Annotated in this window: 17 protein-coding genes; 9 read left to right on the top strand and 8 right to left on the bottom strand. The window is 59.7% G+C overall.

Going from position 1 to position 18,031, the window contains the following annotated elements:
• The first annotated feature begins 91 nt into the window (after nucleotides 1-91).
• Genes glgX through Q6A51_RS02355 form a run of 5 tightly spaced genes read left to right on the top strand, consistent with a single transcriptional unit; the run spans nucleotide 92 to nucleotide 5,298 of the window.
• Nucleotides 92-2,260, top strand: coding sequence for a glycogen debranching protein GlgX (glgX, locus tag Q6A51_RS02375; RefSeq protein WP_304574030.1), 2,169 nt, complete (start codon nucleotides 92-94; stop codon nucleotides 2,258-2,260).
• Nucleotides 2,257-3,276: an acyl-CoA dehydrogenase family protein gene (locus Q6A51_RS02370; RefSeq protein ID WP_304574029.1), complete on the top strand. Its 1,020-nt coding sequence runs from the start codon at nucleotides 2,257-2,259 to the stop codon at nucleotides 3,274-3,276. Before glgX ends, Q6A51_RS02370 begins: the two co-directional genes overlap by 4 nt.
• Nucleotides 3,273-4,031, top strand: a complete 759-nt coding sequence (locus Q6A51_RS02365; protein ID WP_201002098.1) for a PIG-L deacetylase family protein — start codon at nucleotides 3,273-3,275, stop codon at nucleotides 4,029-4,031. Before Q6A51_RS02370 ends, Q6A51_RS02365 begins: the two co-directional genes overlap by 4 nt.
• The gene (locus Q6A51_RS02360) at nucleotides 4,028-4,627 is read left to right on the top strand and encodes a class I SAM-dependent DNA methyltransferase (protein WP_201019578.1); all 600 of its coding nucleotides are present in this window, start codon (nucleotides 4,028-4,030) and stop codon (nucleotides 4,625-4,627) included. Before Q6A51_RS02365 ends, Q6A51_RS02360 begins: the two co-directional genes overlap by 4 nt.
• Entirely contained in the window at nucleotides 4,624-5,298 is a 675-nt protein-coding gene (locus Q6A51_RS02355; protein ID WP_201019577.1) for a glycosyltransferase family 2 protein, read from the top strand. Before Q6A51_RS02360 ends, Q6A51_RS02355 begins: the two co-directional genes overlap by 4 nt.
• Here Q6A51_RS02355 and Q6A51_RS02350 read toward each other — a convergent pair.
• Both Q6A51_RS02350 and pcaD read right to left on the bottom strand, forming a co-directional pair.
• Entirely contained in the window at nucleotides 5,253-6,332 is a 1,080-nt protein-coding gene (locus Q6A51_RS02350) for an alpha/beta hydrolase family protein (protein ID WP_201002409.1), read from the bottom strand. The two genes, Q6A51_RS02355 and Q6A51_RS02350, sit on opposite strands and share 46 nt — an antisense overlap.
• 306 nt (nucleotides 6,333-6,638) lie before the next feature.
• The gene (gene pcaD, locus Q6A51_RS02345) at nucleotides 6,639-7,430 is read right to left on the bottom strand and encodes a 3-oxoadipate enol-lactonase (protein WP_304574028.1); all 792 of its coding nucleotides are present in this window, start codon (nucleotides 7,428-7,430) and stop codon (nucleotides 6,639-6,641) included.
• Nucleotides 7,431-7,548: 118 nt separating this feature from the next.
• On the opposite strand from pcaD, the gene Q6A51_RS02340 reads away from it, so the two are divergent.
• Nucleotides 7,549-7,893: an MmcQ/YjbR family DNA-binding protein gene (locus Q6A51_RS02340; RefSeq protein WP_201019575.1), complete on the top strand. Its 345-nt coding sequence runs from the start codon at nucleotides 7,549-7,551 to the stop codon at nucleotides 7,891-7,893.
• On the opposite strand, the gene Q6A51_RS02335 is transcribed toward Q6A51_RS02340, so the two are convergent.
• The gene (locus Q6A51_RS02335) at nucleotides 7,858-8,322 is read right to left on the bottom strand and encodes a DUF1294 domain-containing protein (RefSeq protein WP_405046116.1); all 465 of its coding nucleotides are present in this window, start codon (nucleotides 8,320-8,322) and stop codon (nucleotides 7,858-7,860) included. The genes Q6A51_RS02340 and Q6A51_RS02335 overlap by 36 nt on opposite strands.
• A 2-nt stretch (nucleotides 8,323-8,324) precedes the next feature.
• The gene (locus tag Q6A51_RS02330; protein ID WP_201002085.1) at nucleotides 8,325-9,155 is read right to left on the bottom strand and encodes an undecaprenyl-diphosphate phosphatase; all 831 of its coding nucleotides are present in this window, start codon (nucleotides 9,153-9,155) and stop codon (nucleotides 8,325-8,327) included.
• A 214-nt stretch (nucleotides 9,156-9,369) separates the two neighbouring features.
• On the opposite strand from Q6A51_RS02330, the gene pnuC reads away from it, so the two are divergent.
• Nucleotides 9,370-9,933 (top strand): nicotinamide riboside transporter PnuC, encoded by a 564-nt coding sequence (gene pnuC, locus Q6A51_RS02325; RefSeq protein WP_201002083.1) that lies wholly within the window; start codon nucleotides 9,370-9,372, stop codon nucleotides 9,931-9,933.
• Nucleotides 9,930-10,508, top strand: a complete 579-nt coding sequence (locus tag Q6A51_RS02320) for an AAA family ATPase (RefSeq protein WP_201019572.1) — start codon at nucleotides 9,930-9,932, stop codon at nucleotides 10,506-10,508. Before pnuC ends, Q6A51_RS02320 begins: the two co-directional genes overlap by 4 nt.
• Here the strand turns inward: Q6A51_RS02320 and Q6A51_RS02315 are convergent.
• Nucleotides 10,452-11,777: a sigma-54 dependent transcriptional regulator gene (locus tag Q6A51_RS02315; RefSeq protein WP_304574026.1), complete on the bottom strand. Its 1,326-nt coding sequence runs from the start codon at nucleotides 11,775-11,777 to the stop codon at nucleotides 10,452-10,454. The two genes, Q6A51_RS02320 and Q6A51_RS02315, sit on opposite strands and share 57 nt — an antisense overlap.
• A gap of 373 nt (nucleotides 11,778-12,150) precedes the next feature.
• On the opposite strand from Q6A51_RS02315, the gene Q6A51_RS02310 reads away from it, so the two are divergent.
• Entirely contained in the window at nucleotides 12,151-12,417 is a 267-nt protein-coding gene (locus Q6A51_RS02310) for a hypothetical protein (protein WP_201002078.1), read from the top strand.
• Nucleotides 12,418-12,573: 156 nt separating this feature from the next.
• On the opposite strand, the gene Q6A51_RS02305 is transcribed toward Q6A51_RS02310, so the two are convergent.
• The 3 genes from Q6A51_RS02305 to cobN are packed head-to-tail and all read right to left on the bottom strand — an operon-like array spanning nucleotide 12,574 to nucleotide 18,031.
• A complete protein-coding gene (locus Q6A51_RS02305; RefSeq protein ID WP_304574101.1) occupies nucleotides 12,574-13,182 on the bottom strand; it encodes a vWA domain-containing protein in 609 nt (202 codons plus the stop codon).
• Between the two features lie 53 nt (nucleotides 13,183-13,235).
• Nucleotides 13,236-14,267, bottom strand: coding sequence for an ATP-binding protein (locus Q6A51_RS02300; RefSeq protein ID WP_304574025.1), 1,032 nt, complete (start codon nucleotides 14,265-14,267; stop codon nucleotides 13,236-13,238).
• A complete protein-coding gene (cobN, locus tag Q6A51_RS02295; protein ID WP_304574024.1) occupies nucleotides 14,267-18,031 on the bottom strand; it encodes a cobaltochelatase subunit CobN in 3,765 nt (1,254 codons plus the stop codon). The genes Q6A51_RS02300 and cobN overlap by 1 nt, the downstream gene beginning before the upstream one ends.

The raw sequence follows: 18,031 nt of genomic DNA, 5'->3' as shown, positions 1-18,031 counted from the left end.
ACTCCGGCATCTTTATTCAGCAGTATTGAAGCCGTCCGGGTTTCGATAGCGGTTCTGGCTGCCTGAAAAGTCATCGCGTCAGGAAAGAATCATGAATACAAAGTCCAAAACCGTAAAAGACGAGACTTCAACGACCAGTTCACCCTCCCGCATTCGTGAAGGGCTGCCCTTCCCGCTCGGCGCCAACTGGGATGGCCTGGGTGTCAACTTTGCACTGTTTTCCGCCAATGCAACCAAGGTGGAACTGTGCCTGTTCGATTCAAGCGGTGAGGAAGAACTGGAGCGTATCGAGCTACCGGAATACACCGATGAAATCTTTCATGGCTACCTTCCCGATGCACACCCCGGCCTGATCTACGGTTATCGAGTCTATGGGCCTTACGACCCGCAGAATGGCCATCGCTTCAACCATAACAAACTGCTGATCGACCCATATGCCAAGCAACTGGTCGGCAAGCTGAAATGGTCTGAAGCCTTGTTCGGTTACACCATCGGCCACCCTGACGGCGATTTGAGTTTCGATGAGCGCGACAGCGCGCCTTTCGTGCCCAAGAGCAAGGTCATCGACCCGGCCTACACATGGGGCCGCGACCAGCGGGTCGGTACGCCCTGGGACAAGACCATCCTCTATGAAACCCATGTGCGCGGCTTCACCATGCGCCACCCGGCGGTACCGGATGAATTGCGTGGCACCTTCTCCGGCCTGATGGTCGAGGAGGTCATAGACCATGTGCGCAAGCTGGGTGTGACAGCGGTGGAATTGCTGCCCGTGCATGCCTTCGTCAATGACCAGCACCTGCTGCAAAAAGGCATGACCAATTACTGGGGCTATAACAGCATTGCGTTCTTCGCCCCGGACCCACGCTACCTGGCGCACGGCAAGATCGCCGAGTTCAAGGAAATGATCGCGCACATGCACCACGCGGGGCTGGAGGTCATTCTTGATGTGGTCTACAACCATACCGCCGAGGGCAACGAACTGGGGCCGACCCTGTCCATGCGCGGCATCGACAACGCCTCTTATTACCGGTTGATGCCAGACGACAAGCGCTTCTACATCAATGATTCAGGCACAGGCAACACACTGGACCTGAGTCATCCCTGCGTACTGCAAATGGTCACCGACTCCCTGCGTTACTGGGCTTCGGAAATGCATGTCGATGGTTTCCGCTTCGATCTGGCGACCATTCTGGGCCGCTATCACGACGGCTTCGATGAGCGGCACAGTTTCCTGGTCGCCTGCCGCCAGGACCCGGTCCTGCGTCAGGTAAAGCTCATCGCCGAACCTTGGGACTGCGGGCCTGGCGGCTATCAGGTCGGCGGCTTCCCGCCAGGCTGGATGGAGTGGAACGACAAGTTCCGCGACACCGTACGTGCATTCTGGAAAGGCGATGACAATCAGCTTGCCGACTTTGCCGGCCGCATGACTGCATCGGGTAACATGTTCAATCAGCGCGGTCGCCGCCCTCAGGCTTCGGTGAACTTCATCACCGCCCACGACGGCTTTACCCTGCATGACCTGGTGTCCTACAACGACAAGCACAACGAGGCCAACGACGAGAACAATCAGGACGGCAGCAATAACAACCTGTCCTGGAACCACGGCGTCGAAGGCCCGACAGACAACCAGGAAATCAATCAGTTGCGCCTGCGTCAGATGCGCAACTTCTTCGCCACCCTGCTGCTGGCCCAAGGCACTCCGATGATGGTCGCTGGCGATGAATTCGCCCGAACCCAGCATGGCAATAACAACGCCTATTGCCAGGACAGCGAAATCGGTTGGGTCAACTGGGATCTGGATTCCGATGGCAAGGCACTGCTCAAGTTCGTCAAGCGCGTGATCAAGCTGCGCCAAAGCTACCCGATCCTGCGCCGCAGCCGTTTTCTGGTGGGCGACTACAACGAAGAAATCGGCGTCAAGGATGTCACCTGGCTGGCGCCGGACGGCAATGAAATGAGCGTCGAACAATGGCACGACAGCCAGGCCCGCTGCCTGGGCATGCTGATGGATGGCCGTGCCCAGGAAACCGGAATCCGTCGCCCCGGTGCCGATGCCACCCTGCTGCTGGTGGTCAATGCTCATCATGAAGGCGTTGACTTCACCTTCCCGCAAGTACCTGAAGGCACGCATTTCACCTGCCTGATCGATACCAATCAGGAAGATTTGCGCAGCAAGGAAAAATTCGACTTCGGCTCCCGCTACACCGTAACCCCACGCTCGTTGTTGCTATTTGAGCTACAGCGCGAAGATCAGTCATGACTCAGGCACTCAAGGAGTTTCTCGACTGGCGCAAGCACGGTTATGCCGATACGCAGGCGCTGGGCGAATGCTTGCGGGCATTGGTGAGCGAAGGCCTCGACCACCTGCCGATGCCGGCAAGCGGCCAGACTCTGGAGCGCTGGCAAGCGCTGGCCTGTGTGGCAGCTCATGATCTGGGGCTGTGCAAACTCTATGAAGGGCATACCGATGCCCTGGCGATCATGCAGGAACTGGGCGCGGTGATTCCCGAGCCCGGGACGACCTGGGGCATGTGGGCTGCCGAACCGCCCACAGCCAGAGTCAGTGTCAGCGGCAAGGGCGACTCGCTTCGACTGAACGGCCGCAAGGCATGGTGCTCGGGAGCGGCAGTCTTGAGCCATGCCCTGATCACCGCCTGGGATGAAGAAAACCGCCAGCAACTGGTTGCTGTGGCTCTCGATCAACCCGGCATTCATATCGCAACCTCCGGATGGCGTGCAGTCGGCATGGGCGCAACCGGCAGTATCGAGGTTCAGTTCGAGCAAGCCACCGCGTCGACAGTCGGCACGCCTGGGGCGTATCTGACGCGCGCAGGTTTCTGGCATGGCGGCATCGGTATTGCGGCGTGCTGGTACGGCGCTTCATGCGCACTGGCACAACGTCTTTTACAGCAGGCCGGTAAAAGCGAAGAACCCCATGCCCTTGCACATCTGGGGGCGGTGGATACTGCCTTGTACAGCGCCAGCCAGCTATTGCAGGCAGCCGCCCTCAGCCTGGACCGGACACCGGAGGACAATGCCGAACAGCTTGCCCGACGCTGTCGTGCCCATGTCGAACACACGGCCGAACAGGTCATTCATCATGTGGGCCGGGCACTAGGGGCAACCCCTTACTGCAAGGACGCCCATTTTGCCCGCCTGATTGCCGACCTGCCGGTCTTCCTGCGCCAGAGTCATGCCGAGAAAGACCTCGCCATTCTCGGGCAATTGGCAAGCAAGGCATCGAATAGCCCATGGGGTGCAGCCTGGCAGCCATGAAAAAGAAACTGATAGCCGGTTGTGGCACCAGCCTGAAAGCCTGGAACGCCTCACAGAAACTGGCCGCAGTACCCGTCATCAGCGCTGACCTGCTGGTACCACATCACTCACGGGCAATCATCGTCGCCCCTCATCCAGACGATGAAATACTGGGCTGTGGCGGCCTGATGTGCCAACTGGCGCAACTGGACCGGAGCCTGAAACTGTTATCGGTCACCGATGGCAGCGCCAGCCATCCCGGCTCGAAACTCTGGCCCGCCGGACGCCTGAGCGTGATCCGTCCCCAAGAAAGCGCCGAAGCCTTGCGTCGTCTCGACCTGCCACTGCATCGCCTGCAATGGATTCGTGGTGGTTTCAATGACGGCGCAGTCGCCGCCCAGGAGGAAAAGCTGGTGAAATTCATCGAACGCTACCTGCTGCCCACCGATGTGGTGTTCACCACCTGGGCCGAAGACGGGCATGCCGATCACGAAGCAACAGGCCGCGCCTGCGCACGCGCCTGTGCCCAGGCAGGCGCCACCCTCATCGAAGTGCCGATCTGGGCCTGGCACTGGGCAAGCCCGGAAGATGACCGCCTGCCTTGGGAACGTGCCCGCAAGGTCTTGCTGGACCCCATGACCATTGCCCGCAAGCGCCATGCTGCCCATGCCTTTGCCAGCCAGTTGCAAGGCGACCCGGACATCGGGCTTTCCCCGATATTGCCTGCCGGAATACTTGAACGGCTGCTGCAACCTTTCGAGGTGATCTTCATATGAGTGTCACCGAACAGCATTTCGATGAGCTTTTCCGGGACAACGACGACCCCTGGGCTTTCAAGCAGCGCTGGTACGAACGCCGCAAACGCGCCCTGACCCTCGCCGCCCTGCCCCATGAGCGCTATGCCTCAATTTTCGAGCCTGGCTGCGCCAATGGCGAACTGAGCGCAGAACTGGCCGGACGCTGCGAACATTTATTGTGTTGCGATACCTCAAACCTGGCTGTGGAGCTTGCCCGCCAGCGCCTGGCGTCTTTCAGCCATGTCCATGTGCTGCACGCCCGCCTTCCACAGCAATGGCCCGAGGGACAGTTCGATCTGATCGTGTTCAGCGAACTTGGCTATTACCTCGATCTCGAAGACCTGCATCAATGGATCGACTGCGCGCTTGCCTCGCTCACACCCGATGGTCAATTGCTGGCCTGTCATTGGCGTCCCGACATCGAGGGCTGCCCATTGAATGCCGATCGGGTTCATCAGGTTCTGGACGAACGCTTGCAGGCGCACCGGCTGTTCAGTCATCACGAAGCCGACTTTCTGCTGGACCTCTGGAGTCATGATCAAACCTCCGTCGCAGCTCGGGAGAAACTCAGATGATTGGCATCCTGCTCCCGGTACACAACGAAGAGAAACTGCTCGGTGCCTGCCTTGAAAGCCTGCTGCTGGCCAGCAGGCATCCAGGGTTGAATGGCGAACCCGTCACGATCCTGGTGGTATTGGACAGTTGTACCGATCACTCGGCCGATATCGCCCTGGAACACGGTGTCATCACCCTTGACCTGAAGGCCCGCAATGTCGGACAGGCGCGGGCGGCAGGCGCACGTTACCTGCTCGCCCACGGCGCCCGCTGGCTGGCCAGCACCGATGGCGACAGCAATGTGGCGACAGACTGGCTGGTGGAGCAACTGGCACTGAATGCCGACGCCGTTTGCGGCACGGTCACACTCGCCATGCAGAACAATGGCCTGTCAGCCACAGCACAGAGGCTGTTTGAACAGCACTATCAACATCGCGAAGGGCATCGGCACATTCATGGCGCCAACCTGGGCGTCAGTGCCTCTGCCTATTTGCGGGCCGGAGGATTTCCTTTCCTGGCCTGCCATGAAGACGTACATCTTGTCCGCCAACTGGAACGCAGCGGTGCCCGTATCGCATGGAGTTGCAGGCCACAGGTCACCACCAGCACTCGCCTTGACCCCAGGGCCAGCGGCGGGTTTGGTGATTACCTGAGACTGCTGTCAGAAGGGAGCAGTGAATCGGGCCATTGATGATGAGCCGTCTGCATGCCGGAACGATCGGCATCGGAGGAGCCCAATGTACTGCTGAAGAAGCGCACCGCTTCGGCACTGAGATTGCGATGGATATCTTCGCGGTCCACGCCCTCACGGTCAGTGCATAACAGCGGCATGGTTGCGCGCTGCTCATCGCTGCACGGGGCCATGAATACGAAATGACCTGCGCCTGCCAGCAACTTGTAGTCCGACACCTTCGGCAGCTTGCGCGCCAGAGCCTCTGCATTCTTGTCGATGGGCAGCAATTGATCGTCATCACCGGCATACATCAGCACCGGAACATGAACTTCGCTCAGGGTATGGCGACCGAACATCAGGCTCAGGGGCGCCATGAGCATCAGCGCACCGACTCGCGGATCGGCCTGGGCATGCAAGTCGTCCCGGTCAGCAACAAGCTCCCCCCGGGTCTTGCAGGCATCGCGATCATCAGGCCGCTCCAGACAATACTGGCGCAGACGCTTGAGGTCCGGCTGCGCACCCGCGAGGATCAGCGCGGTTTCGCCACCTGCCGAATAACCGATCACGCCGACCTGACGGGCATTGAGATAAGGCGACAGCATGGGGTCGAGCAAGGCTGCGCTGATGGCTTCGGAAATCTGCAACGGACGGCCATAAAGATTGCTCAGGCTGCCGAGACGGCTGTGATCGCGATAGTTATCACCGGGGTGCATCACGGCAACGACCACAAAGCCCTGGCGAGCAAGGGACGTCGCCAGATCATGCAAGGCCAGCGGGTTGCCTGTATTGCCGTGCGACAACAACAGCAACGGGAAACGTCCCATGGCAATCGGCACATCTTCACCGGCTTCAACCCGATAACCCTGGATCGCGCTCACCTGCTCCGACCCGGTGGACGGATAGAAAGCAATGGCCTGCATCAGCTGCGAATCCAGAGGGTCGGGAAAGCTCAGCTCATGAAAGCCCGCGCTCCAATCCTCACTCGCCTGTGCCTGCACTGAAATCAGGCCATTGAGCACAAAAACCAGCATAGCTGCACAAAGACGTACCATTTGAAGGCTCATCCTTTGTAGTCCTGAACAATCCATTTATGCGCACATGAGGAACTTCATGCTCCAGCGCCCCTGCTCTCACAGAAATGAGAGTCTTTGAATGGAAAATAGTGCATAAGCCGGGCCAGACTATTTATCGGGAGGACGTCTGTATTCCGGCTGGGGCCATTTTACTGCCGGTCAGCCACGCTTACCTGTAAGGAAGCTGTCAAGGTTTCAACTTGCCGCGTATGGAAAGCAAAAACTCCACAGCCCGGCGCAAGCCAATGCACGGGCTGTGGAGTTCATGGATTCTGCCGGTAGCGTTTATTCGTCGTTCAGAAATGCCAGCACCGGTTGCGTGAACAGCTCGCCCGCCTCGACGTTCGACAGATGCGCCGCATGCAGCTCGATCATCTGCGCGTCCTGGATACGCTCGATCATGAAGCGCCCGTCCGCAGGCGTGGTCACGGCATCCTGGGTACCACAGACCACCAGAACCGGCAGGCTGATCGAAGCGATCCGGTCACGGAAGTCGGCATCGCGCACGGCAGCGCAGTTGGCGGCATAGCCTTGGGGCGAGGTCTGCGCCAGCATGCCGACAATGGTCTCGACTTTTGCAGGCTCGGCAACGGCGAACTCAGGCGTGAACCAGCGGGCAATCGAGGCATCGCGCAAAGCAACCATCGCGGCCTGACCATCGCGCAGCACGGTTTCGATACGCGGATTCCACACCTCAGGCGTGCCGATCTTCGATGCGGTATTGCACAGCACCACACGCTCCAGACGCTCGGGAGCATTGATCGCCAGCCACTGGCCGATCAGCCCGCCCATGGACAGGCCACAGAAAGACACCTTGTCGATATGGAGCGCATCCAGCAATGCCAGCACATCACGCCCATTGCGCTCGATACTGTAAGGGCCTTCGCTGACCAGCGAGCGGCCATGGCCACGTGTGTCGTAGCGCAACACACGAAAATGCCGGGTAAACGCCGGAATCTGCGCATCCCACATGTGCAGATCAGTGCCCAGAGAATTGGACAGCACCAGTACCGGTGCATCGGCCGGGCCTTCCAGCAGATAATTGAGTTCACCCTCAGCGAGTTGCACGGCAGACATTCCAGGCTCCTGAACAAAACAAAAGATGCACAGTAGACACAGACGCATGGGCAAACAATCCGCTGATGGATTATTCGTGCGACTATCGAACACCTTAGAAGCAAGGACCACAAACACCATGCAAACCGAAGAAATCGCACGCTTCTGCCTGAACCTGCCGGGAGCCCGGGAAGACTATAAATGGGGCGGCGTAAGGGTGTTTTCAGTTGCCGAGAAGAAGATGTTCGCGGTGATGGACCTGGCCGGTCAGGGTTTGTCTTTCAAGGTCCACCCGGAGCTGTTTCTGGGTTACGTCGACCGGCCCGGCATCCGCCCTGCACCTTATCTGGCAAGGGCCCACTGGATCAGTGTCCAGCAGCCCCATGTGTTGAGCGACGATGAAATCAGGGATTTGCTCACCCGCTCGCATCAACTGGTGGTCAGCAAGCTACCGAAGCGCCTGCAGGTAGCGCTCAAGCTGTGACAGCCAGGGTTTGAACCAGCCGCTGTCGAGAAACAGCTGGTCGATCCAGAACAACTGATGCCCCAGCACAATCAGCCAGAACACCAGCTGGAAAGACAGCTTGCGTGTCTTGTGCCGGAAAACCTGCTGGCCCAGCAAAGCCCCGGGCCAGCCGCCGAACAGTTCGGTCATGTGCAGAATGTTCTCCGGGGTGCGCCAGCCGCCGTTACCGGCCTGACGCTTGTCGTGCCGGTAAAGCAGAAACGCCAGCAGGCTGACGACCAGATAAGCCGCAAGCACGAAGGGGATGCCTGATTTGGCCCACAACATGCCCGCGCCATAAGCAGGCATCGCGCACAACAGCACAAGGATGCAGACCTTGAGGTTCAATCCCTGAACCGGCGCCCTGCCCCCGCTCGGTCTCTGCGTCGAAGAACGCTGCCGAGGCAGGGTCATGCCTTGGCCGCTGCCCAGTCAATCCAGCCAAACTGCCAGGTCGCGAGGATCAACAGGCCAAAGGCGATGCGATACCAGGCGAACACTGCATAGCTGTGCGTGGCGATGAACTTGAGCAGACCGCGCACGGCAATCATGGCGAAGATGAATGAGGTGATGAAACCGATCGCGAACACCGCAAAGTCATCAGGGCGAAACAGATCGCGGTACTTGTAGCCCGAATACACCGCGGCCCCGACCATGGTCGGCATGGCCAGGAAGAAAGAGAACTCGGTCGCAGCCTTGCGCGACAGACCGAACAACAGGCCGCCGATGATGGTGGAGCCCGAACGTGAAGTTCCCGGAATCATCGCCAGACACTGCGCCAGCCCCACTTTCAGGGCATCGCGCCAAGTCATGTCATCGACTGTTTCGGCACGTACCACATGCTGGCGACGCTCGGCCCAGAGCATGATCACACCGCCGATGACCAAGGCAGCCGCGACCGTGATCGGGTTGAACAGGTAATGGTGAATCAGGTCCGCAAAAATCACCCCCAGCACGACTGCCGGCAGGAAGGCGATCAGCAGATTGATGGTGAAACGCTGCGCCTGTTGTTGCTTGGGCAGGCCAATGACCACGTCAAGAATCTTGCGCCGAAATTCCCAGACCACCGCCAGAATGGCGCCGAGCTGGATGATGATGTTGAACGCCATGGCACGCTCACCACCGAAACCGATCAAGTCGGCAACGATGATCTGATGCCCCGTACTGGAAATCGGCAGAAACTCCGTCAGCCCCTCGACAACACCCAATATCAACGCCTGAGCGGCGGTCCAAAGATCCATCATTCCCCCATAAAGCGCTGCCTGTGGCTCGCTCGTTAGTGTTGTTTTGCAAAAAAGGTTGTAACTATGAGCATCCGAACCTGAACAATGCTTGAAGAGGATGCTTAAAAGCGCCGAGATGCTAGCAGACCTGCGCGTGCAAAGGCTCCCTGTCTTGCGCATAAGCGCTTACAATCGCGCGCCCACCCATTCCAACCACACTCAGGGAGCCGCCATGTCCGGACTTGAACTCTTCGCTGCCGTCCTCGGCGTGATAGCAGTCTGGCTTACAGTGAAGCAGAACCCTTGGTGCTGGCCAATTGGTCTGGTGATGGTGGTGATCTATATCTGGATCTTCTTCGACGTAAAGCTCTATTCGGACATGCTGCTGCAAGTGATCTACGCCGGTCTTCAGGTGTATGGCTGGCTGCAGTGGACCCGACACGGCAACGGCTTGCCGGTGCGGGCGGTCACGGTCCTGCAGAGCGGGCCAGTCCTGGGCGGCCTGGCAATCGGTGCTGTCATCAGCCTGGTGCTGGGTGCTTCCATGGCTCATTTCACGGATGCAGCACAGCCCTGGCTCGATGCCGCGCTGACCGGTTTCAGCCTGGTTGCACAAGTGTGGATGGCACAAAAACGGGTCCAGTGCTGGCCCCTGTGGATCGTGCTGGATGTCATTTTCGTCGGCCTGTTCATTTACAAGGAGCTGTACCTGACCGCGGCGCTGTATGGGCTCTTTACCCTGCTGGCCGTTCAAGGCTGGCGTGAGTGGCGCAACGATCTGGCGCTGGCGCGATGAAAATCCTGGTCCTGGCAGGTCCCGAGTCCAGCGGCAAGAGCTGGCTGTCCCAGGAAATCAGCAAGCGCTTCGGTGGTTTGCTGGTGGGCGAGTACGTGCGCCATTTCATCGAGCAGCAAGGTCGCGACACTGTCTACAGCGATATTCCCGACATTGCCCAAGGCCAACTGGCCTGGGAGGACACGGCCCGTGCTACCGCCCCGCCGCTGCTGATTCTCGACACGCATCTTCTGAGCAACATGCTCTGGAGCAAGGCCTTGTTCGGTGATTGCCCGCAGTGGATCGAGCAGCAATTGCTCAGCAGGCACTACGACCTGCATCTGCTGCTTTCCCCTGAAGGTGTCGACTGGATCAGTGACGGGCAACGTTGCCAGCCGCAACTGAGCGAGCGACAGGCATTTTTCGAGGACAGTCGGCAATGGCTGCATCGCCATGCGCAGAACTATCAGGTCATCGGGGGTGATTGGGACGCACGCCGCGAGCAGGCAATGGCTGCCGTCACGCAGCTACTGACTGGCTCAGCGGATCTGATGCTTGTGCAGCAGCCGATAGAACGTCGGCCGCGAAATACCTAAAACCTTGGCTGCAACGCTGAGGTTATCGCTGTGGCGGGTCAACACATCGCACAAGGCCTGACGCTCGGCTCGCGACTTGTAGTCATCCAGCGTCCCCATGCTGCTGGCAATATCCTCTTCACCGAGCAAGCCAAGATCCGCGGCCTCTATCTGCCGTCCCTCGGCCAGCACCAACCCGCGCCTTACGCGATTGGCCAGCTCCCGTACATTGCCGGGCCAGTCATGCTTGCCCATGGCGATCAAGGCGTCCTGGCTGAAGTTGCGGGCACGCCTGCCGGTTTCCTGACTGTAGAAATGCGCAAAATGATTGGCCAGCATGGCCAGATCACCATGTCGTTCACGCAGAGGCGCAGTGCCGACCTGCAAGACATTCAGGCGGTAGTACAAATCTTCACGGAAACGCTTTTTACGGATGGCGGTTTCAAGGTCCACATGGGTCGCGGCCAGCACCCGCACATCCACGGGAATCGCTTCGCTACCACCGAACCGCTCGATATGCCGGTCCTGCAACAGGCGTAGCAGATGGGCCTGGGTTTCCATGGGCAGATCGCCTATATCGTCCAGAAACAACGTCCCGCCATTCGCCGCTTCGATGCGGCCGATCTTGCGCTCCAGGGCTCCGTTGAAAGCACCTTTCTCATAACCGAACAGCTCTGTGTGCAATAGATGCTCGGCAATGGCACCGCAATTGACTGCAACGAATGGCTTGTTCCTGCGCTGCGACTGCATGTGCAAGGTACGCGCAACCAGCTCCTTGCCAGTACCGCGCTCGCCGCGGATCAGCACCGGTGATTCAGTGGGAGCCAGCTTGCCCAGCAAACGACGCAACTCGCGGATAGGACGGCTCTCGCCAAGCATCTCGTGATCGGAGCTCGATACTTGCGCAGCCCCCTGGGCACGCAGACGTGCCATGCCATAAGCCCGGCCCAGCGTGACCTGCATGCGAGCCACATCGAAAGGCAAGGTGTGAAAATCGAAAAACCACTCACAGACAAAATCGCCGATCTTTTCGCGCCGCAGATCATTGGGTGCAAGCACCGCAATCCATTGGGTGTTGCTGCGGGTAATCAGTTCCTTGACCACTTCGGGGTGCTCGAAATGCTCAGGCATGAGACGAATCAGACCAACATCGCAACGCTGGTTAAGCGCCCCTTCCAGCGTATTGCTGTCCACAGCCCATCCGGCAGCCTGCAGGACAGGGATCAACTGATGGCAATCATCGCTGGGATCAACAATCAACAGACGTCGTGTTTGGGCCGCTTCATGCATATTAGGTTTCCTTGGCGCCCGACGTGGAAGAGAGTGATTAAAATCTTTTTATAAACAGTAAGTTGACGAGCCCGAATGTTACATTAGCAAATATTTGACACACCCTTGTACCGTTTAAATATATCGCTCATAACGAAAAGTAATTAAACAGGTTGTAACGTTTTTACAGTCAGGAAATTCTGCCGGTCATTGAACCGAACATCGTAAAAATTGCCTCAGATCAAGCCGAACGCGGCATGGATGTAAAAAAATTGAAAATATCCGGCAAGCGGTGTGACTCACCCCACCCTGTTCGGCATCAACACAGGTAACCAGCCGAACGGTCAGCCCACCGACGTGACTGGACTGATATGGGCATTTTGAGGAATTGAAAATGAACGCCCCACTGCGCTTCAACGATGCACTTCTGATCGCTGGAAACGCCTTTGCACCTTTCCAGTGTGTTGCCTGGGCAGCCCAGGCCGGAAGCGGCGAACTGAGCCTTACAGTGATCGACCGCACCTGCGCACTGATCGGTCGTAAACAGATCCCGAGCAGCGCTTACTCCGACCCTGTTCAACTGGCCAGCGCCCTGAAAGAAGCTCGCGAAGAAATCAGCAATGAGGGTTACAGCCTCCAGCCTTGGACCATGCCGGCTTGATGGCGTGACTCTTGTCGCGAATGAATTCGCTCCTACTTGTGGGTGAATTCATTCGCGAGACGTCATTTGAAGGATATACATTTTCTTCGGATGTACGAACCCTTCGCGAATTAATTCGCTCCTACGGAAACTTCATTAAATTCATGATGTTGCGTTTTATTCGCGAAGCTCTTCAATATGCCGGTAATCGGCACCCAGTCTATTAGCCAGTTCCCGCGCCCGGCCCAGCCGGATCGGTCCTTTCTCTATATCGATCAACAGGCTCTCGCAGTCGAAACCTGAACAGTGCGGCATGTCCTTGATACGACCATCGGTGAGGATCAATACACGCAAATGTTCGGCGGGATAACGCTGCTGACGCACCTTCAACCAGTCCTTCGCCTGCTCGATGGCAGCAAACAAGGGCGTTCCTCCGCCAGCGCCCAGCGCATCCAGCCAGGGACGCAATGCCGCCGAGGCCTTGAGCCCTTGATGCTTCCACTGCGGGACATTGCCGCTGGCGGTCAGCAATGCCAGCCTTGCGCGACGGCGATAAGCCTCGTCAAAAACCTGGGCCAGCATGCCCTTGGCCTGACTCAAGGCCTGATGACGACGAGTCGAGGCCGATGCATCGACGATCACCAGCAACAACTCCGTAGGCCGACTGCTGCGAGGCTGGCGCACCAGATCGTTGCGGCTTTGCGGGCGACCGCGCAATAAAGTGGGCAGCCAGGCAATCGCGCCATCGATACCCGAACGCGAGGCACCATGACGCCCGTAAGTCAGTTTGCCTGGACGGGGGCTGGCATCCGCCCCCTTTGCCGAACGAGGGCGGATGCCTAAGGCTTTTTTGGCCAGCTCGGCACTTCGCGGCGCGCCCCTGTCGACACTGGCCGGGCAGGCAATTCACCCCAGCTACCCTGCCCGCTTTGCGGCTGAGGGTTTTGTGGGCGAGCCTGGCTGGATGGCGGTGTTTCAGGGCTCTGTGCCGGTGGCGCAGGATCGCGGCGCCGGTGACGCAAGGCAAACTCGGCCACCGCGTCGATATCCTGCTCCTCGATCACACTGCCCCCACGCCACGCAGCATGCGCACGCGCAGCACGCAGCCAGACCAGATCGGCCCGCATGCCATCGACACCCGCCGCAAAACATCGCTCGGTAACAAGACCCAGCGACCGGTCATCCAGCTCAATGGAAGACAACAACCCACGAGCCTGCTCACAGCGTTGCTTCAAGGCTTGCTGCTGGCCTTGCCATGCCTGACAAAAGCCATGGGGGTCGGCATCGAAATCCAGACGTCGGCGGATGATCTGGCTGCGCTCGGCTGGCAATGTCTGCCCGCTCAGAACCACGTTCAGACCAAAACGGTCCAGCAGCTGCGGACGCAATTCGCCTTCTTCCGGGTTCATGGTGCCGATCAGCACGAAACGTGCTGCATGGCGATGGGAAATACCGTCGCGCTCCACCAGATTGGTACCGCTGGCAGCGACATCCAGCAACAGGTCGACAAGGTGATCGGCCAGCAGATTGACCTCATCCACATACAGGACGCCACCGTCAGCCTTGGCCAAAACACCGGGCGAGAACTGCGCACGACCTTCGGACAGCGCCGCATCCAGATCCAGAGTGCCGACCAGACGCTCTTCGGTAGCGCCCAGCGGCAAGGTGACGAACTGACCGCTGGCCAGCAGGTCCGCCAGACCACGGGCCAGGGTCGACTTGGCCATGCCCCGCGGGCCTTCGATCAGCACGCCGCCAATTCTGGGGTCGATGGCTGCCAGGCACAGCGCCAGTTTCAGATCATCTGCACCGACTACGGCTGCCAGAGGAAAATGCGGGGTGTCGGTCATGCTTGGGTCAGGCAAGTTCATCAGCTCTCTTCTATATCCAGCAGCAGGTCTTCCAGCGCTTCACGATAGTCGCCCGGCTCCTGCCAGAGCCCGCGCTGCTGGGCTTCAAGCATGCGTTCGGTCATGTCGCGCAGGGCATCGGGGTTGTGCTGGCGAATGAATTGGCGGGTCGATGGATCCAGCAGGTAGGCATCGGCCAGCAGTGCATATTGATGGTCGTCGATCAGCTCGGTAGTGGCATCGAACGCGAACAGGAAGTCCACGGTCGCAGCCATTTCGAACGCGCCTTTATAGCCATGCCGTTTGACGCCTTCGATCCACTTCGGGTTGGCCGCACGGCTGCGGATCACCCGGTTCAGCTCTTCCTTGAGGGTGCGAATTCTAGGCAAGTCCGGCTGGCTGTGATCGCCGTGGTAGCTGGCCGTTTTCTGGCCGCTCAGGCTTTCGGCGGCAGCCAGCATTCCGCCCTGGAACTGGTAGTAATCGTTGGAATCCAGCAGGTCATGCTCTCGGTTATCCTGATTCTGCAATACGGCCTGAACCTGTGTCAGTCGTTGTGCAAACTGCTGGCGAGCCGGCGTGCCCTCATCGGCTGCGCCGTAGGCATAGCCGCCCCAGTTCAGATAAACCTCGGCCAGATCGTCACGGCTCTGCCACAGACGCCCGTCGATAGCGCCCTGCACACCCGCGCCATACGCACCGGGCTTGGCACCGAAGATTCGCCAACCGGCCTGGCGCACGGCCTCGTCTTCGCTCAACCCGGTTTCCTGCAAGCTGCGGCGCTCTTCACGAACCCGGGCGGCCAGCGGGTTCTGATCGTCCGGCTCATCGAGAGCGGCCACGGCCTGTACGGCGGCATCGAACAGGCGGATAAGATTGGCAAAAGCATCACGGAAGAACCCGGACACTCGCAAGGTCACGTCCACACGAGGACGATCCAGCAAACTCAGCGGCAGAATCTCGAAATCATCGACCCGCTGACTGCCCGTCGCCCAGACGGGACGCACGCCCATCAGGGCCATGGCCTGAGCGATATCGTCACCACCGGTGCGCATGGTGGCCGTGCCCCAGACCGACAGGCCGAGCTGGCGCAAATGATCGCCATGATCCTGAAGATGGCGTTCCAGCAGCAGGTTTGCCGACTGGAAGCCGATCCGCCAGGCCGTAGTGGTTGGCAGATTGCGCACATCCACAGTAAAGAAGTTGCGACCGGTGGGCAGCACGTCAAGCCGACCTCGACTCGGCGCACCGCTCGGGCCAGCCGGCACGAAACGACCGCTCAGGGCATCGAGCAGGCCACGCATTTCTTCGGGGCCACAGGCATCGAGGCGCGGGGCTACGACATCGCGCAGGCTATCCAGAACCAGTGCCAGTTCCGGGTGCTCAGGAAGATCGTCGACTGCTTCATTCTTGACGATGCGCTCGATCAGGATGGCGGCATACAACTCCAGCCGCTCTCGCGTATCCCCCGTGGTACGCCATGGATCGTTGCTCACCGCCAACAAGGCTGACGGGCGCGGCCCGCTCCAGGGTTCAGCCAGATCACAATCCAGTGGATCGAAATCCAGCACCAGCGCCTTGGCCAGCACCCGCAACAGGCTCGACTGCGCGCCACGACCATCGCCACGGGGAATGCGCAGCAACGCCAGCAGCGTGTCGATGCGCAGGCGCCCCTCAGGGGATTGGCCGAAGACATGCAGGCCATCGCGGATCTGCGATTCCTTCAGGTCACACAGATAAGTGTCCAGACGCGGTAACCAGATCGCCGCATCGGCATCGCTGTCGATGGAGTCGTCCAGCGCCAGTTCGCGGTCGATACGGGTTTCGCGTACCAGCTTGAGGATGTCCCGCTGCAGCTCCAGCGCTCGACGCGGGTCAAGCAGTTGCGCTTCGTAATATTCGTCGGCCAGCAGTTCCAGATTGCGCAGCGGGCCGTAGGTTTCGGCACGGGTAAGCGGCGGCATCAGATGGTCGATGATGACCGCCTGGGTACGGCGCTTGGCCTGGGCGCCCTCGCCCGGATCGTTGACGATAAACGGGTAGATATTCGGCATCGCACCCAGCACTGCATCAGGCCAGCAATCCTGTGACAGGCCAACGCCCTTGCCCGGCAACCACTCCAGATTGCCATGCTTGCCCACATGCAGCACAGCATGCGCACCATAAGCCTTGCGCAACCAGAAGTAGAACGCGAGATAACCGTGGGGCGGTACCAGATCGGGGTCGTGATAGACCGCGCTGGGGTCCACTTGATAGCCACGGGCGGGCTGGATACCGACAAAGGTCAGACCAAAGCGGATACCGGCAATCATCATCCGCCCGCTACGGAACATCGGGTCATCCACGGGTGCGCCCCAACGGGCATTTACCGCATCGCGATTGGCCTGGGGCAAGGCATCGAAGGCTTGCAGGTATTCATCCAGCGCCATGCTTTGCTGGCAGGGACGCAGATCGATGCTGTCCAGATCGTTGGTGACGCCGCCGAGCAATTGCTGAATCAGTGCAGTACCGCTTTCAGGCAACTGCGCCAGCGGATAGCCCTCGCCCTGCATGGCACGCAGGATATTCAGCGCCGCCGCGGGCGTGTCGAGCCCGACTCCGTTGCCGATCCGGCCATCGCGGGTCGGGTAGTTGGCCAGGATCAACGCTACCCGCTTGCTGGCATTGGGCAAGCGCGCCAGTTCGATCCAGCGCCGCGCCAGTTGCGCAACGAAGCCCATACGCTCTGGATGGGCGCGATAGCACACCACATCCGACTGGCTGCGCTCGCTGCGCCAGGCCAGATCCTTGAAGCTGACGGGGCGGCTGATGATCCGCCCGTCCAGCTCCGGCAAGGCAATGTGCATCGCCAGATCCCGAGCGCCCAGCCCTTGCTCGCTGGCCTGCCAGGCGGGCTGGTTGTCCTGGGCGCAAATGGCCTGGATGACCGGCACATTGCGGCGAAACGGTCGCAGATGCGGCGCTTCCGGGCTGGACTGGGCAAAGCCTGTGGTGTTGAGGATCAGTTCGGCTTCGACTTCATCCAGCCAGTCCTCGACCATGGTCAGGCAACCCGGCTCCTTGAGACTGGCCAGCGCAACCGGCAAGGGGTTGAGCCCTTCGGCCTGCAAGCGCTCACAGAACACATCGATGAAACCGGTATTGGCGGCCTGCAAGTGGGAGCGGTAGAACAGCAGCGCAACCACCGGCTGCCCGGCAATCCAGTCAGCCTGCCAGTCAGTCAGCGCGGCACCGGGTTTATGTGGATGGTAGATCGCCGTACGCGGCAATGGCCGGGGCTCGCCCCATGGATAGTCGCGCTCAAGCCAGCTACTTGCCAGGCAGCGATAAAGATCCAGTGCGTTTTGCAGCCCGCCCTGACGCAAGAACTGCCAGAGCCGGTCCCGCGCTTCTGCGGGCACGGTGCTCAGGTCGCTCAATTCCGGATCGGGACGATCATCGCCCGGCACCAGAATCACTTGCACGCCACGGGCAGCAAGCTCCATCAAGCGCTCGACGCCATAACGCCAGTAGCCGATGCCGCCATGCAGGGAAATCAGAATGACCCTGGCGTGACGCAACACTTCATCGACGTACAAGTCCACCGAAGCGTGATTCTGCACCTGCATCGGGTTGGCCAGACGCAGGCTCGGGTAATCGTCGGGCAGTTGCTGCGCGGCTTCGGCCAGCAAGGCCAGGCTCGAATCGCCGCTACAGAGAATCACCAGCTCGGCCGGGGTCTGCCCCAGGTCGGCAATGCTGTCGTCGGGGACGAAACCGCCCGGCTGGGTTTTCAGTAAATGCAT

The sequence above is a fragment of the Pseudomonas serbiensis genome, assembly GCF_030580745.1.
Classification (GTDB): Bacteria; Pseudomonadota; Gammaproteobacteria; order Pseudomonadales; family Pseudomonadaceae; genus Aquipseudomonas; species Aquipseudomonas serbiensis.
Note: the sequence above shows the minus strand (reverse complement) of the source record. Positions and strands in the feature narration are given on the sequence as shown.